Annotated in this window: 12 protein-coding genes; 3 read left to right on the top strand and 9 right to left on the bottom strand. The window is 65.4% G+C overall.

The features are described from left to right. Window positions 1–57: 57 nt before the first annotated feature. The 9 genes from QFZ94_RS06090 to QFZ94_RS06050 form a co-directional block, all read right to left on the bottom strand. The gene (locus tag QFZ94_RS06090) at window positions 58–2,067 is read right to left on the bottom strand and encodes a hydantoinase B/oxoprolinase family protein (RefSeq protein ID WP_429455901.1); all 2,010 of its coding nucleotides are present in this window, start codon (window positions 2,065–2,067) and stop codon (window positions 58–60) included. 30 nt (window positions 2,068–2,097) lie between these two features. After that, complete coding sequence (locus QFZ94_RS06085) at window positions 2,098–4,137, bottom strand: hydantoinase/oxoprolinase family protein (RefSeq protein WP_429455900.1); 2,040 nt, start codon at window positions 4,135–4,137, stop codon at window positions 2,098–2,100. Between the two features lie 116 nt (window positions 4,138–4,253). Beyond that, entirely contained in the window at window positions 4,254–5,582 is a 1,329-nt protein-coding gene (locus QFZ94_RS06080; protein WP_429455899.1) for an NAD(P)/FAD-dependent oxidoreductase, read from the bottom strand. Between the two features lie 55 nt (window positions 5,583–5,637). Continuing rightward, window positions 5,638–5,982 (bottom strand): cupin domain-containing protein, encoded by a 345-nt coding sequence (locus QFZ94_RS06075; RefSeq protein ID WP_018435672.1) that lies wholly within the window; start codon window positions 5,980–5,982, stop codon window positions 5,638–5,640. After that, window positions 5,979–6,971, bottom strand: coding sequence for a M14 family metallopeptidase (locus QFZ94_RS06070; protein WP_429455898.1), 993 nt, complete (start codon window positions 6,969–6,971; stop codon window positions 5,979–5,981). The genes QFZ94_RS06075 and QFZ94_RS06070 overlap by 4 nt, the downstream gene beginning before the upstream one ends. 2 nt (window positions 6,972–6,973) lie before the next feature. Next, window positions 6,974–8,452, bottom strand: coding sequence for an NAD-dependent succinate-semialdehyde dehydrogenase (locus QFZ94_RS06065; RefSeq protein ID WP_429455897.1), 1,479 nt, complete (start codon window positions 8,450–8,452; stop codon window positions 6,974–6,976). An 89-nt stretch (window positions 8,453–8,541) separates the two neighbouring features. After that, window positions 8,542–9,636 carry a tartrate dehydrogenase gene (locus QFZ94_RS06060; protein WP_429455896.1) on the bottom strand — a complete coding sequence of 365 codons (1,095 nt, stop codon included), beginning with the start codon at window positions 9,634–9,636 and terminating at the stop codon, window positions 8,542–8,544. 93 nt (window positions 9,637–9,729) lie between these two features. After that, entirely contained in the window at window positions 9,730–10,653 is a 924-nt protein-coding gene (locus QFZ94_RS06055) for a 2-hydroxyacid dehydrogenase (RefSeq protein ID WP_368585179.1), read from the bottom strand. Window positions 10,654–10,659: 6 nt separating this feature from the next. Continuing rightward, entirely contained in the window at window positions 10,660–11,541 is an 882-nt protein-coding gene (locus QFZ94_RS06050) for a GNAT family N-acetyltransferase (protein ID WP_429455895.1), read from the bottom strand. Between the two features lie 290 nt (window positions 11,542–11,831). Here QFZ94_RS06050 and QFZ94_RS06045 point away from each other — a divergent pair, with 290 nt between their 5' ends. The 3 genes from QFZ94_RS06045 to QFZ94_RS06035 all read left to right on the top strand — a co-directional run bounded on the left by QFZ94_RS06045 (window position 11,832) and on the right by QFZ94_RS06035 (window position 15,172). Then, entirely contained in the window at window positions 11,832–12,446 is a 615-nt protein-coding gene (locus tag QFZ94_RS06045; RefSeq protein WP_368585181.1) for a cupin domain-containing protein, read from the top strand. Window positions 12,447–12,904: 458 nt separating this feature from the next. Continuing rightward, entirely contained in the window at window positions 12,905–14,398 is a 1,494-nt protein-coding gene (locus QFZ94_RS06040; RefSeq protein WP_429455894.1) for an aldehyde dehydrogenase family protein, read from the top strand. A 105-nt stretch (window positions 14,399–14,503) separates the two neighbouring features. Further along, window positions 14,504–15,172, top strand: a complete 669-nt coding sequence (locus QFZ94_RS06035) for a haloacid dehalogenase type II (protein WP_368585183.1) — start codon at window positions 14,504–14,506, stop codon at window positions 15,170–15,172. Window positions 15,173–15,249 lie beyond the last annotated feature (77 nt).

Below are 15,249 nucleotides of genomic sequence, written 5' to 3'. Positions count from 1 at the left end.
GCCTGCTTGTGTTGATCCCCCGCACGCGGCGCCGCCAGCGAGGCGCGGCGCTTGCCGCTATGCGGCTCGCTGCGCTTCGAGCAATTGCGGATATTTGGCCGCGACCTCGCGGAAGATGTCGCTGATCGTCTGCCCGCCCGGTTCGAGACGGCCGTCGGCTTCCCATGCATCGAACGCGTCGAAGATCTTGTGCTTCAGGAAGTGCCGCCACACGACCGGCACGCCGGCCAGAATTTCCGTCAACACCGCGTAGCGCTCGCGCGTCCAGCGCGCTTCATAGGCGGTGCGCGCCGCGCCGTAATCGAAGTGCGCGGCCGGCGTGCGCGGTGCGTTAGCTTCGAGTTCGGTGCGCCGCGCGGCGGTCGCTTGCGTATCCACTTCGCCCGCGCGCAGTACGACGCCGTACAGCGCCAGCGCATCCGCTTCGCTCAGATAGCCGCGCGTCACGTCGGTCGCGACCATCCGCGGATCGCGCTCGTACGGGTTGCCATAACCGCCGCCGCCGCAGCCTTCGAGGCGGATCACGTCGCCGGGGCCGCACACGACCAGATCGGTCACGCCAAGATTCTCTTCGTGCCCGGTGCCCGGATTGCGCGTGAAGCGCGACGTCGATCCCGCCTTGCCGCCGAGCACGCCCCACGACGCGAAGCGTGAGCGGTCGCGATTGCGCGCCGTCACCAGCGTGCCCGGCGAGAATACGCGGAACTCCATCACGGTGCCGAGTCCGCCGCGATAGCGTCCCGCGCCCGCGCTGCCCGGCACCATGCCGTACTTCAGAATGCGGATCGGCACCTCGGCTTCGTTGATCTCGACCGGCGTGTTGCGCAGGAAAGCGACGTTGGCGCCTGACGCATCCGAGCCATCGCCGTTGATCATCCCGCCCGCGCCGCCGCCGACCGGACCGATTGCCGCGATCACGGTGCGTCCGTCGCTATCGACGGTGCGCACGTTCAGAATCGACATGCCGCCGGCCGGGCACGCGGGCAGCCGGTCCGGACAGACCATCGAGAACGCGCCGAACGTGACGTTCTGCGCGACCTTGCAGGTCAGACTGCGCATGCCGACCGCGGCGGGCGGCTGGCAGTTCATGATCGTGCCTTCCGGCAGCACACAGCGGGCGACCTTCAGCATGCCCGCGTTGAGCAGCAGATCCGGGTGCAGCGAATACAGCACGTAATTGAGCCCGACGAGCGCGAGCACGTGCCGCTCCTTGCCACCGGTCGGCATGTTCAGCGACGAATTGAGCTGCGGGTCGCTGCCGGTGAAATCGAGCACCAGCGATTCGCCTTGCACTTTCAGATTCAGCGCGACACGCAGCGGCTTGCCGTTGACCGAATCCTCGTCGGCGTACTCGGCGAAGAAGTATTCGCCATCCGGCATGCTGGCGACGATCGCCCGCGCCTGCTCTTCCGAGTAGTCGATCATCGCGTGCATGCCGGCCTTGAAATCGTCGATCCCGAAGCGCTCGATGATTTCCAGCACACGCCGCTCACCGGTCATCAGCATCGCGATTTGCGCCTTCAGGTCGCCGCGATTCTGCTCGGCCGCGCGTACGTTGATCGCCATGTGCTCGAGCAGCGTCTCGTCGAGCACGCCGGCGCGCACGATCTTGGTCGGCGCCCAGCGAATGCCCTCCTGATAGATCTCGGTCAGCGTGCGCGACAGCGACGCGGGCACCGCGCCACCCATGTCGGTGTTGTGGATGTGCCCGCCGACGTAGCAGACGATCTCGCCGTTGTAGAACACCGGCTTCCACATCATCACGTCGGGGGTGTGCGTGGCGACGTAACCGCTGTACGCGTCGTTGGTCATGCCGATGTCGCCCGGCTCGTAGTGATCGATCGCCTCGATCACCGAGCCAAAGTCGAGGCCCGGGTACCAGGTCGCGCCGAGCGTTTTCGGCGACGCGAACGTGAGCCCTGCGGGCGTCATGATCGTGCAGGAGAAATCTTCGGTTTCCTTGACGAAGGCCGAGTGCGCGGTGCGCATCAGCGTGTGGGCCATGCTTTCCGCAGCCGCGACGCAGTAATTGGCGAAGATCTGTAGAACGGATCGATTGAATGTCATGGTCTGAGTCCTTCGGATTTCACTCGCGCTTCACTGGGCCGACAGCAGCAGGTTGCCGTATTCGTCGACGACGGCTTCGAAGCCCGGCAGCACGCAGGTCGTCGTGTCGTCCTGCGCAATGATCGCGGGGCCGTGAAAGCGATGTGCGGCGAGCAGCATCGAGCGGTGGTACAGCGGCACCTTGCGCCAGGCCCCGTCCAGATACACGTCGATCAGCGCCTCGACGCGCGGTGCGCCTTCGCCGAGCGCGATCTTCGGCATCTCGGGCTTCGGTGTCGGCAGGCTGATCACGAGGCGCAGCGCCACGACCTGTACGGGCGAACTCGCCTCGCTGTGGCCATACAGCCGATGATGCTCGCGGTGGAACGCTGCGCCGATCGTCGCCATGTCGCCGTTGCGAATGGCTTGCGGATCCAGCGGGGTGTCGACTTCGAACGACTGGCCGCGGTAGCGCATGTCGGCCGAGACGAGCATTTCCGCGCCTGCGTCGGAGCCGGTTTCGTTGATGATCCACTCGCGCGCCCGCGCTTCGAGCGTCGCGAGGTCGCCGGCGAGTTTGTCGAGCGAAGCGGCGTCGAGCGGATAGTAGGTGGTGCGCACGAAGTCGTTCTTCGTGTCGGCGATCAGGCCGCCCAGCGCGCTCAGCACGCCCGGCGTGGTCGGCACGATCAGATGGCGCATGTTCAGCGCGCGCGCAAGGAAACCGCCGAGCATCGGGCCCGCGCCGCCGAACGGCATCAGCGAGAACGCGCGCGGATCGATGCCGAAGCGCGACACGATACGGCTCACGCCGCCGTACATGCCGGACACCGCGACGTCGATGATCGCGGCCGCCGTTTGATGCACGTCGATGCCGAGCCGCTGCGCGAGCGGTTCGATCGCGCGGCGGCTCGCTTTGACGTCGACCTGCACCGCGTTATAGCCGAGCGACGCACGGCCCAGCACGCCGATCACCGCGAACGCGTCGGTAATGGTCGGGCGCGTGCCGCCGCGGCCATAGCAGACCGGACCGGGGTTCGAGCCGGCGCTTTCCGGACCGACCTTCAATACGCCGAAATCGTCGACCCATGCGATCGAGCCGCCGCCATCGCCGATCGACGAAACCGACACCGACGGGATATGAATCTGGAAGTCGCCGATGTACTCGCCGGTCGCGTACTGCGGTTTGCCATCGACGATCAGTGCGACGTCCGCCGTCGTGCCGCCGATGTCGAGGCTCATGCAGTCCTTGATCCTGCACATGCCGGCCAGATACGACGCGCCGATCACGCCCGCGGCGGTGCCCGACAGGATCATCTGCACGCAATTGCTCTTGCCGTTCTCGGCGCTCATCACGCCGCCATTCGACTTCGTCACTTTCAGGTCCGCGCCGACGCCGCTTTCGGCCAGTGCGGCCTGCAAGCGCGTCAGGTATTGCGACACGCGCGGCTGCACGTAGCCGCCGATCGTCGCGGTGACCGTGCGCTCGTATTCGCGGATGATTGGCCACACTTCGTGCGAACACGATACGAAAAACCCGGGCGCGGCTTTCTCGATGATCGCCTTGACCTGCTGCTCGTGCGCGGGATTGCGATAAGAATGCAGCAGCGAAATCACGACGCCTTCGCATTGCGCCGCCTGCAGCGCTTCGAGCGCGGCGAGCACGCTCGCTTCGTCGATCGGCGCTTCTTCGGTGCCGTCGGCGCGCATGCGGCCATCGACGCCAAACACGCGATCGCGCGTGACAAGCGGTTCGGGGCGCCGCGACATCAGGTTGTACATGTCGGGGATCTTCAGGCGCGCGATGTCCAGCACGTCCTCGAAATGGCGCGTCGTGATCAGCGCGAGGCGCAAGCCCTTGCGTTGCACGACCGAGTTCACGCCGACCGTTGTGCCGTGCGTGAAGTACACGACTTCGTGCGGATCGATTCCGAAGCGTGTTTTCAGGCCTTGCATGCCGTCGATCACTTCGCTGCCCGGTGAATCCGGCCGCGAGAACACCTTCAGCGTGCGCGTGGTGCGCGTCTCGTCGTCCAGCACGGCGAAGTCCGTAAACGATCCGCCGATATCCACTCCAATTCTCAAGCCCATTGCCGTCCCTTTAGGTATGCCTCGCAGACCATTCGGGTCTGCGTCGCGTCAGCGACTCTGATTCCCACAGCGATTTGGTGAATGAAAAAGCAGCCTTTGCAGCGCACGCGGGGTCGTCACATCATCTCGGGACTCGCCAGCCGGGTTCCATCGCTAAAGCGCGTCAACCGGTAGGGCTGAATATCGATCCCGGTCGCGTCGTTGGTCACGATGCGGCTAACCAGCATGCCGGCGCCCGGTCCCAGTCCGAAGCCATGACCGCTGAACCCGGACGCGATCACGAGGCCGGGCGTGCTGTCCACACGCGACATCACCGGCACCAGATCGGGCGTCGTGTCGATCGCGCCGGCCCAAGCATGCGCGACACGCAGTCCCGACAGCTCGGGAAACACCGTCGCGACGTTTGCCAGCGCACGGGTCGGCCACTCGGCATCGGGCACAGGATTCAGAACCCGCGTTAGCTCGAACGGCGAGATGTCGTCGTTACGCCAGTCGGCACTCCCTTCGGGGCCGCCGAAGAACGGTTGCGCGATCCGGAACTTGAGCTTCTTGTTGAGTTTGCTGCGGAACATCTTGCGAAACTTGACCGCGTGCCGCAGGTTCTGCGGCGCGATTTCCATGCGTCCGTAGCCGGGGACCGCGATCGTATAGCCGCCGTCGAGCCGCCGCCTCATCGCAAAGTTCGGGCCGGAGAAGCAACCGTCTATCACGGCCGGCGCTTCGGCCGTGCGCAGCGCGGTGCCGATCACATTGACCGCCGGCAGATCGATGCCATGACGCCGGCAGAAGAGGGCACTCCACGCGCCGCCGGCCAGCACGACGCTGCTCGCGCCGATCAGGCCGCGCTCGGTCCATACACCGGAGACACGGCCCGCGCTGATATCGAGTCCGCGAACCGCGCAGGTCTGATGCACGCGCGCGCCGAGTCGTTGCGCGCCTCTTGCAATGGCGGGCGCCGCTTTCGACGGCTCCGCGCGTCCATCGGAATGCGACCACACGCCACCTGCCCACTTTGCCTGACCATTGGGAACGCGCGCCGCCAGTTCGCGAGCCGACAGCAGCTGACTGTCGAAGCCGAGCGCACGGGCCCGGCCGAGCCATGTTTCCCATTGCGCGACGTCCGCGGACTGCTCGCTTCCGTACAGGATGCCGGCTCGCCTGAAGCCGATGTCTTCGCCGAGTTCGTCGCTCAACTCGCTCCAGCGCGCGAGGCTTTGCATCGCGAGCGGCAACTCGTGCAGATCGCGGTTCTGCTGACGCACCCAGCCCCAGTTGCGTCCCGATTGTTCGGCGCCAATGATGCCTTTCTCGAGCAGCACCACCGATACGCCGCGCCGCGCAAGCTCGTAAGCGGTGCTGACGCCGATAATGCCGCCGCCGATCACTGCGACGTCACAGCGAGCGGGGAATCCGTCGCTATTCGAAACTTCGTCGATTCTTAGCATGTTCGAGCCACCATGATGGATGAGAGCGGCGAATACCGGGTGCGTGTCGTTGCAGTCAAAAGATCACGTAGATCTTGCGCAGCGTTTCGTCGATGTTCCAAAGCCCTTCGGTGTTGGCTTCGAAAAACAGCGTGTCGCCGGCGGCGAAGCGGATCGTGTCTTCTCCGTCGGGTGTGAAGGTGCCGCTGCCCTTGATGAAATGCATGACCTCCGCCTGCTTGACGGAACGCCTGTAGGTGCCGGGCGAGCACTCGAACAGCCCGGTGTCGACCGCGTCATGACCCGGAATCACGTACTGGCGTCCCGCTACGCGTGACGGCTCGGTGCCGGGCAGGCCGGCGGTTCCCCAATCCTCGAGGGCGGTGACTTCCGCCGCTTGCCTGATTTGCTGAACTTTCATGTGGTTTGTTCCTGTTGGCGTGAGCGCAGGTCGATACGGCGTTCGATCCGGCCTAGCCGGACCACGGTGACGCCGGCGCGCAACTGGCGCAGCGACGGCATCACGAGCATGCAGTCGTCGTACGGCGTCGCGACCGGCTGGCCATCGGACCAGGCGATCACGGTGCCGGCGTGCTCGAAGGTTTCGAGCCCGGTGTAGGGCCCCGCGAAGCGGAAGTCCATGCTCTTTGCAACGACCGGTTCGGTCACGCGGACGATGCGCATTTCGTCGGGCAGCGGCCTAATCCAGCCGGACGGCAGATCCGCCGCGTCGACGATGCCCGACAGCAGCAGAAAACGCGCGGTGCAGTCGCGCGCGACCGTCACCGCGCTGGCTTCCCAATGCTGGCCGCATTCGATCAGCAGCGCGTTCTGCGCGCTCGCGTCGTCACCGAAGCCTTCGTAGTCGCGCATCCGGCGGCCTTCGGGATGGCCTTCGTCCTGGATCACGGTGGCGGGCGCGCCGAGCCGCTCGGCCAGTTCCGCACCTTTGCGCAGCGGGCCCGCGACGATCAGCGGCGCGCTTTTTTCATGCATCGAATGCAGATCGAGCAGCAGATCGACCGTGTCGATCACCGGCCGCATCGCGCGCGCACGATCGAGTTCGGACGAGCGCGTTGCCACGTCGTCGAGTTTCGCGGCGGTCCATACGCGGTTGAAGTCCTGATCGATGAAGCGCGCCTTGTCGGGCGTTGCCGGATCGAAGCGCGCGTAGGCGGCGACGTTCGCGAACGACAGCGTGAGCTTGCCGCGGCGCGGCCGCAGCCCGCCGCGCAACAACGCGTCGACGGTGATCGCGCCGCACACTTCGTTGCCGTGCGTGAGCGCGTTGATCATCACATGCGGTCCGGGTTGGCCGGAGTCGAACGTGTGCACGTATGCAATGCCGGTGTTGCCGTCGGCGTGCGCCGAGATGTCCGGGAATTCGACTTCGATCGGATAGGCTTGCATATTTACTCCAGTCCTCCCTGACACAGATACTTGATCGACAGATAGTCATCCAGTCCGTACTTCGATCCTTCGCGACCATAGCCGGATTCCTTCACGCCGCCGAACGGCGCCGCCTCAGAAGCGAGCGTGCCTTCGTTGATCCCGACGAGGCCCGCTTCGAGCGCGCGCGATACGCGCTCGATCCGGCGCATGTTCTCGCTATAGAAATACGACGCGAGCCCGAACGGCGTGTCGTTCGCGGCCTGCACCGCCTCCTGCTCGCTGTCGAACGGGAACAGCGGCACGACCGGGCCGAAGGTTTCCTCGCCGCACAACGCCATCGACGCCGTGGCGTTGCCCAGCACCGTGGGCGCGTAGTAGTGCGGTCCCAACTCGGTGAGCCGCCGTCCGCCAGTCAGCACGAGCGCACCATTCGCGAGCGCGTCGTCGACATGACGCGCGATCTTGTCCACCGCCCGTTCGTTGATCATCGGCCCGATCTGCGAAGCGGGATCGCTCGCGGGGCCGACCCGCAGCTCGGCCACCTTCGCGCACAGCAGCGCGGAGAAGTGCTCGTAGACACCGCGCTGCACGTACACGCGGTTCGGGCACACGCAGGTCTGCCCGCCATTGCGAAACTTCGCGGCGAGCAGGCCATTGGCCGCGGCATCGAGGTCGGCGTCGTCGAATACGATGAAGGGCGCATTGCCGCCGAGTTCCAGAGAAAGCTTCTTCAGCGTGCCAGCCGATTCACGCGCGAGGTGCTTGCCGACGGGCGTCGATCCGGTGAACGTGATCTTGCGCACGCGGCTGTCGGCGAGCCATTCGCCGACCGTCTCCGCCGCGCCGGCGCGCGAGGCCGAGATCAGGTTGAGCACGCCGGCTGGCACGCCCGCCTCGTGCGCCAGCATCACCAGCGCGATGGCGGTGAGCGGCGTATCCTCAGCAGGTTTCGCGACGACCGTGCAGCCTGCCGCGAGCGCCGGCGCGATCTTGCGGGCGATCATCGCGAGCGGAAAATTCCACGGCGTGATCGCGGCGACGATGCCGATCGGTTCCTTGATCGCACTCATGCGTTTGCCACGCTGCTGCTGTGGAATCAGATCGCCGTAGATGCGGGTGGCTTCGTCGGCGAACCACGCGACGTACGACGCGCCATAGCTGACCTCGCCGCGCCCTTCGACGAGCGGCTTGCCCTGTTCGAGCGAAATCAGCGCGCCGAGCGCGTCGCGATTCGCGACGATCAGCGCGTGCCAACGGTGCAGCACGGCCGCGCGTTCGCTCGCGAGCCTTGCACGCCATGCGGGCAGCGCTTTGGCGGCGGCGTCGGTGGCGGCGCGCGCGTCGCTGGGACCGCTGTCGGCCACCTCGGCGATCAGCTTGCCGGTTGCCGGATCGGTGACCGCGAAGCGGCGGCCGCTCGCGGCCGCGACCCACTCGCCGTTGATGAAGTTGTCCGTGCGGATCAGCGCGCGGGCCTGTTGTTCGAGATTCGTGCTCATATGAGGTCTCCAGTGCGGTTGGCGTGCGACGGCAGAGCGCCCGACACGCGCCGGGCAGTCATGCGGTCTGCGCTGTCAGTGATCGGTGCCTATCGACGGCTCGCGCTGGCGACGTGCGCCGCGATCGCCACGCCGACTTCCGTGGTCGATGCGCTGCCGCCCAGGTCGCCCGTGCGCGGGCCATCCTTCAGCACCTGCGTGATCGCGGCGACGATCGAATCGTGCGCATCGCGCTCGACGCCCGCGCCGTCGCCGAGAAAGTCGAGCATCATCGCGGCCGACCAGATCATCGCGACCGGATTGGCAATGCCCTTGCCGGCGATGTCGGGCGCCGAGCCGTGGACCGGCTCGAACAGCGACGGAAAGCGCCGGTCAGGATTCAGGTTGCCTGATGGCGCAATGCCGATCGTTCCGGTGCACGCCGGACCGAGGTCGGAGAGGATGTCGCCGAACAAATTCGACGCAACCACCACGTCGAAACGGTCGGGGTTCAGCACGAAACGCGCGCACAGAATGTCGATGTGCTGACGGTCCATTTTGACGTCGGGGTAGCGCGCGGCCATTTCATCGGCGCGCGCATCCCACCACGGCATGCTGATCGCGATACCGTTGCTCTTCGTCGCAACCGTGATCTTCTTCGCGCGGCGCTGCGCCAGCTCGAACGCGAACTTCATCACGCGCTCGGTGCCGTGGCGCGTGAAGATCGACTGCTGCATCACGACTTCGCGCTCGGTGCCCTCGAACATCGTGCCGCCCACCGACGAATACTCGCCTTCGGTGTTCTCGCGCACGATCATGAAGTCGATGTCGCCGGGCTTGCGGTTGGCGAGCGGGCTCGGCACGCCGTCGAACAGACGCGCCGGGCGCAGGTTCACGTACTGGTCGAATTCGCGGCGGAACTTCAGCAGCGATCCCCACAGCGAAATATGGTCGGGCACCTTGTGGGGCCAGCCGACCGCGCCGAACAGAATCGCATCGCAGTCCTGCAACTGCTGCTTCCAGTCGTCGGGCATCATCTGGCCGTGTTGCGCGTAGTACTCGCACGACGCCCATTCGATATGGCGGTAGTCGATGCCGATGTCGAAGCGCTGGCAGGCGGCGTCCAGCACGCGCAGGCCTTCGGGCATCACTTCGGTGCCGATGCCGTCGCCGGGAATGACGGCAATGCGGTATTTGCGGGTCATACGTGTCTCTCCTTGCGTTGATCGCGCGCTGTCTGCCGACACCGCGCGGATCGCCAATTGGGGGGCGTTCTGGTGTCGGGCCGTGCATCGGTATCAGTAGCCGCGGGTCCGGTCGATCAGGCCGTTCATGCGCTCGCCGGCGCGATGCAGACGCAGGTTTTCCAGCACCGCATCGACAGCCGATTCGGGCCGCGTCGCGCTCGCGATATGCGGCGTGATGCGCACGCGCGCTTGCGCCCACAGCGGATGGTCCGCGGGGAGCGGCTCGGGGTCGGTGACGTCGAGCACCGCGCTATGAATCTGCCCGCTTTGCAGCGCGCCGAGCAGATCGCCGCTGACGAGTTGGGCTCCGCGCCCGACGTGCACCAGCGACGCGCCTCGTGGCAGCCTGTCGAATACCCGGCGGCACAGCAGCCCGCGCGTCGCGTCGGTCAGCGGCAGCAGGCAGATCAGCACGTCGGTGCGGGCCAGCATCGCATCGAGCCCCGCCTCGCCCGCGTAGCAGGCGACACCTTCGAGGTCGTGCTGCGAGCGGCTCCAGCCCGCGCATGCAAAGCCGAACAGCCGCAAAGGATGCAGTACCGCGGTGCCGAGCATGCCCAGACCGAGCACACCGATGCGGCGCGACGCGGCGGCGCGCAGCGGCAACGGCTGCCAGGCGCGCGCCTGCTGTTGCGACGCGTAGTCGAACAGATCGCGGTGAATCGCCAGCACCGCCTCGGTCACATACTCGACCATGCCTTCGGCGATGCCCGGTTCGAGCATGCGCACCACCGGCAGATGGGCTGGAATCTGCGAGAGATCCAGCTGGTCGACGCCCGCGCCGACCGAGAACACGACTTCGAGATTCGGCAGCGTGAGCGCGAGGTCGCCCGGCTGCCACGCGACCAGATAGCGCACGGCCGTGCGATCGCCGAGATCGGGCCAGACGCGGAAGCGGATCTCGGGCGCGAGCTGCGCGAAGCGCTCGGCCCATAGCGCGCCACGCACCGGATCGGCTTTGTAGAGGACGGTCATCGCCGTTTATGCCATCGCCTGATTGATGATGCCGTACGCGCGCCAGGTCGCGTCGGGGGCCGCCTCGCGCGCGTCGGCAGAAGCGTTGCGCACCATCTTTTCGACCGAATCGACGCGCGTCAGGCCGAGGCTCGTCAGCCAGTCGTTGATGCCGGCGTCACCCGGCACGTCGATCCGCACGAAATCGCCGGCATGCTGCGCGAGCCAGTACGAGATCAGCGCGTGGGCGCGCTGATCGTCGGCGGAGCGTTGCGCGACGACCGGCCCGATCGAGTAGCCGCGTCCGAACGGGCGGAACAGCGAGAAGCCGAGTACTTCGCCGTCGCGTTCGAGCACCACGGCTTGCGAGAATTCGAGCAGCGACGGAATCGTCGCGCTGCGCTCGAGGCCGCTCGCCCGCGACGCGATTTCGATCAGGCGGGGCGTGTCCGCAGGCGTCGCCGCGCGCAGATGCTCGCCGGGCGGCGGCGCGACGGCGGCCACGCTGCCAGGCGTTCCCTGATACTGGGTGAGTCCGCCGCAGGCGACGAAGCCCAGCTTTTCGTAAAGCGGCTTGCCGGCGAGCGTTGCATGCAGGAAGGTCACACGGTTGCCGAGTTCTTCGAGCACCAGTTCCATCAGCTTGCGGCCGATGCCGCGTCCCTGTTCGTCCGGCGACACGATCACGAGGCCCAGCGTGCCCCGGTCGGCGCCGAATTTCCAGCACAGCGCGGTGCCGATCACGGTGCCGTTGTCTTCGGCGACGAAGCCGCATCCGGCGTCGTACATGAAGCGCCAGTCCTCGGCGCGGTGCGGCCAACGCACCGCAACGGAGAGGCCATGCGCGGCCGCGATGTCATCGGACGTGAAACGGCGGTAGTGTGGTGATTTCTTCACTATTTTGGACACTGCAAACTCCTGCTGGCGGCGTGGTCAGCCTAGACTTTCGCATTCCCAGCGCTCGCTTCATAGGACGATCTTTTTGTTATTCGAGCGCGCGCGTGGTCGGGCTCGATCCGCGTCGGCCAGTCACGCGCAGCGCAACCGCGCAGGTATTTTGTCGTTCACTCCGATGGTGCTATATTCAATATAATGATGGAAATTGCACGACCGTTCGGTGTGGTGAAGCAGCCAAAGCTTCTTCGCATGCCACGGCGCGTGTCCGGCACAACAATCGCAACGTCATCGACAGGAAACCCATGCAGCGAACACAGATCAGCAGGAAACGCGCGGCCGACCCGGGTCACGGCGACGTCGGCACTCGTCTGCGCGCGCTGCGCGTCGCGCAGGGGCTGTCGATCAACGAGCTGGCGATGCGCGCGGGCGTATCGGTAGGCACGGTCAGCCAGGTCGAGCGCAACAAGGCCAATCCGTCGGTGCGGATTCTCGAACGCCTGCGCCAGGCGTTGGAGGTTCCGCTCACCGCGCTGCTCGAAGAAGACGACGCGGTCTCGGACCCGGTCACCGGCGATTTCGTGCGCAAGGCGGCCGAGCGGCCGCTGTTCGAAGTCGGCACGAACGGCATGCAGAAAGAATTGTTGTCGCCGCACGGCGATCACGATTTGCAGATGATGATCATCATGCTGCCGGCCGGTTCCCGTTCGGAGGAAGTGCTGGTCGGCATCGGCGAGAAGGCGGGGCTGGTGCTGGAAGGCACTGTCGTGCTGAACGTCGGCGACCGGCGCTCCGAACTGCGCGCGGGCGACAGCTTCCAGTTCAAGAGCACGGTGCCGCACAGTGTGCACAACGAAAGCAAGAAGACCGCGCGTTTGCTATGGATCATGAATACGCAGCCGCCCGTGATTCATCTTTGATCCGTCTGTAGTTCGAGCCGCGTGCCGTGTGGCGCGCGACTCTGTCCTTCCTCTCTTTCCCCCGATCGTTCCGATGCGTTGCGTCCGGTTCAGCTGGACCTCGGCTGACCTCGACGCCTTTCATTCCCTGTTGCCCTTTTCGGTTTTGCGTTGCACGAACGGCGGGACGTGTCGCATGGCCTTGCTCGCTCGCCGCGCTCGCACGGGCCTGCCGCTTATGTGCGCCGGTGCCGCAGCGCCTTCTGCGCGGCAGGCAACCTATCGCAGCGCACAACGAACTTTTCATAAAGTTTATTTTTGACCACTAGTATTTCATTTGATGTTCATTAAAATGAACTTCGTCCGATGTTCGTTCATTCGGTGGTCGCGAGGGCGAACAGCAGTGCCGGGTGTGCCGGAATCATCAGTGCGTTGACGCACGCGGTCCCACAAACTTGAACCTACAGATCAGGCCAGGCATGTCCATTCCGTCACTCGATTTCGATCCTTCAACCGTTCAGTTGCCGCAGGGGCATTTCATTGGCGGTGCGTACTATTCGGCGGGCGAGGCGCAGATCGCCGTTCAACGGCCCTCGGATGGCGCTCTGCTCGGCCATGTGCCGGATGCGTCGGACGCGACCGTCGATTACGCAGTGAGCAATGCGCTTGCTGCATGGAAGACGAGCGGCTGGGGCACGCGTTCTCCGCGTGAACGCGCGAAGGCGCTGAGCCGCTGGGCCGAACTGATCGATCGCGATGCGGTGAGCCTCGCCCAACTCGAGACGGTCAGCTCGACGCGCCCGGTGGCGGAAAGCTACGCGTCCGACGTGCCGTTCACCGCCGAAGCGATCCGCTTTTTCGCGGAGCTGGCCGACAAGCTCGGTGGCGATATCGCGGCCACGCGTCGCGACAGTCTCGGCTTTATCGCATCGGAGCCGTACGGCGTGATCGGTGCGATCACGCCATGGAATTTCCCGCTGTCGATGTGTTCATGGAAGTGCGGCCCCGCGCTCGCGGCGGGCAACGCGGTCGTGATGAAACCGTCGGAAATGACGCCTTATTCGACCCTGCGAATTGCGGAACTCGCGATCGAAGCCGGCGTGCCGCCCGGCATCTTCAACGTGGTGAACGGCCGTGGCGCGACGGCGGGCGCGGCGCTGACGCGTCACCCGGGCATCTCGAAGATGAGCTTCACGGGTTCGACCCGCACGGGCGCCGCGATCATGAGCGACGCCGCGATGCACGGCACCAAGCCCGTCACGCTGGAACTCGGCGGCAAGAGCCCGCAACTGGTGTTCGAGCATGTGCGGGACCTCGAACATACGGCGCGCTGCGTCGCCCGCGGCTTTACCGCCAACGGCGGGCAGGCCTGCGTGGCCGGTACGCGGCTGATCGTGCACGAGCGCATCGCCGAGCCGCTGATCGCCGCGATTGAACGGCAACTGCGGCCGATCAAGCCAGGTCCGCTGTGGGACAGCCGCACTGCTTATTCGCCGATCATCAGTGCGCCCCAGGCGCGGCGCATCGAAGCGCTGGTCGAGCAGAGCCGCGAGGGCGGCGCTGAAGTGATCTTCGGCGGCGGCTTTTACGAAGGCACCGCAGAAGGCTATTTCCACCGCCCCACACTGATCGCCAATGTGACTGCGGAGACACCCGCCGTGCGCGAGGAGCTGTTCGGCCCGGTGTTGACGGTACAGACATTCAAAGACGAGGAAGAGGGCATCGCGCTCGCCGCACATCCGATCTACGGTCTCGCGGCGGGTGTCCATAGCAGCGACATCGGCCAGGCGCTGCGGGCGATGCGCCGCATCGCGGCGGGCACGATCTGGATCAACCGCTACGGCCGCAGCGGCGACATGATCATTCCGACGGGCGGCTTCGGCCAATCCGGTATCGGCAAGGATCTCGGCCGCGAGGCAATGGTGGCCTGCATGCGGCACAAGAGTGTGCTGATCGATTTCGAAACGTTGTGAACAATCGCGTTACACCGGCTTCACGCAAGCAGCAACCGCATCGATTCAACCGAAACTGAACCCCGAGCCTGCGAACAGGTTCGCCACGACGACAGGATGTTGACCATGATCGATTTCGAACCGAAGTACATCACTTTCGACTGCTATGGCACGCTGACCAACTTCCAGATGGGCCAGACCGCGCGGCAGCTTTACGGCGACAAGCTGGACAAGGCGAAGATGGACGAGTTCGTCGAATTCTTCCGTGGCTACCGCCTCGACGAAGTATTGGGCGCATGGAAACCCTACCGCGACGTGGTCGTGAACTCGGTGCGCCGCACCTGCGAACGCACCGGCGTGCCGTTCGACGAAGCGACCGCGCAGAAAATCTACGAAGCCGTGCCGACCTGGGGCCCGCACGCGGACGTGCCCGAAGGGCTGTCGCGACTGGCCAAGAAGTACAAGCTGGTGATCCTTTCGAACGCGTCGAACGACCAGATCCACAGCAACGTCGACAAGCTCGGTGCGCCGTTCCACAAGGTCTACACCGCGCAGCAGGCGCAGGCGTACAAGCCGCTGCAGAAAGCCTTCGAGTACATGTTCTCGCAACTGGACTGCAATCCCGAAGACGTGCTGCACGTGTCGTCGAGCTTCCGCTATGACCTGATGACCGCGTACGACATGGGCATCAAGCACAAGGCGTTCGTCAACCGTAGCCACGAGCCGCTGAACCCGTACTACGGCGTCAACGAAGTGTCGGGCATTCCGCAACTGGCGTCGCTGCTCGGTCTCTGATCGATAGCTTCGGCCCTATGGCGACATCGCTTCCCGTGCGCAAGTGAGCGGCGCACCCAACCGACAGGAATGCATCA

Source organism: Paraburkholderia sp. JPY465 (assembly GCF_050436725.1).
Lineage (GTDB): Bacteria > Pseudomonadota > Gammaproteobacteria > Burkholderiales > Burkholderiaceae > Paraburkholderia > Paraburkholderia youngii.
This window is presented reverse-complemented; position numbering and strand designations above follow the sequence as displayed.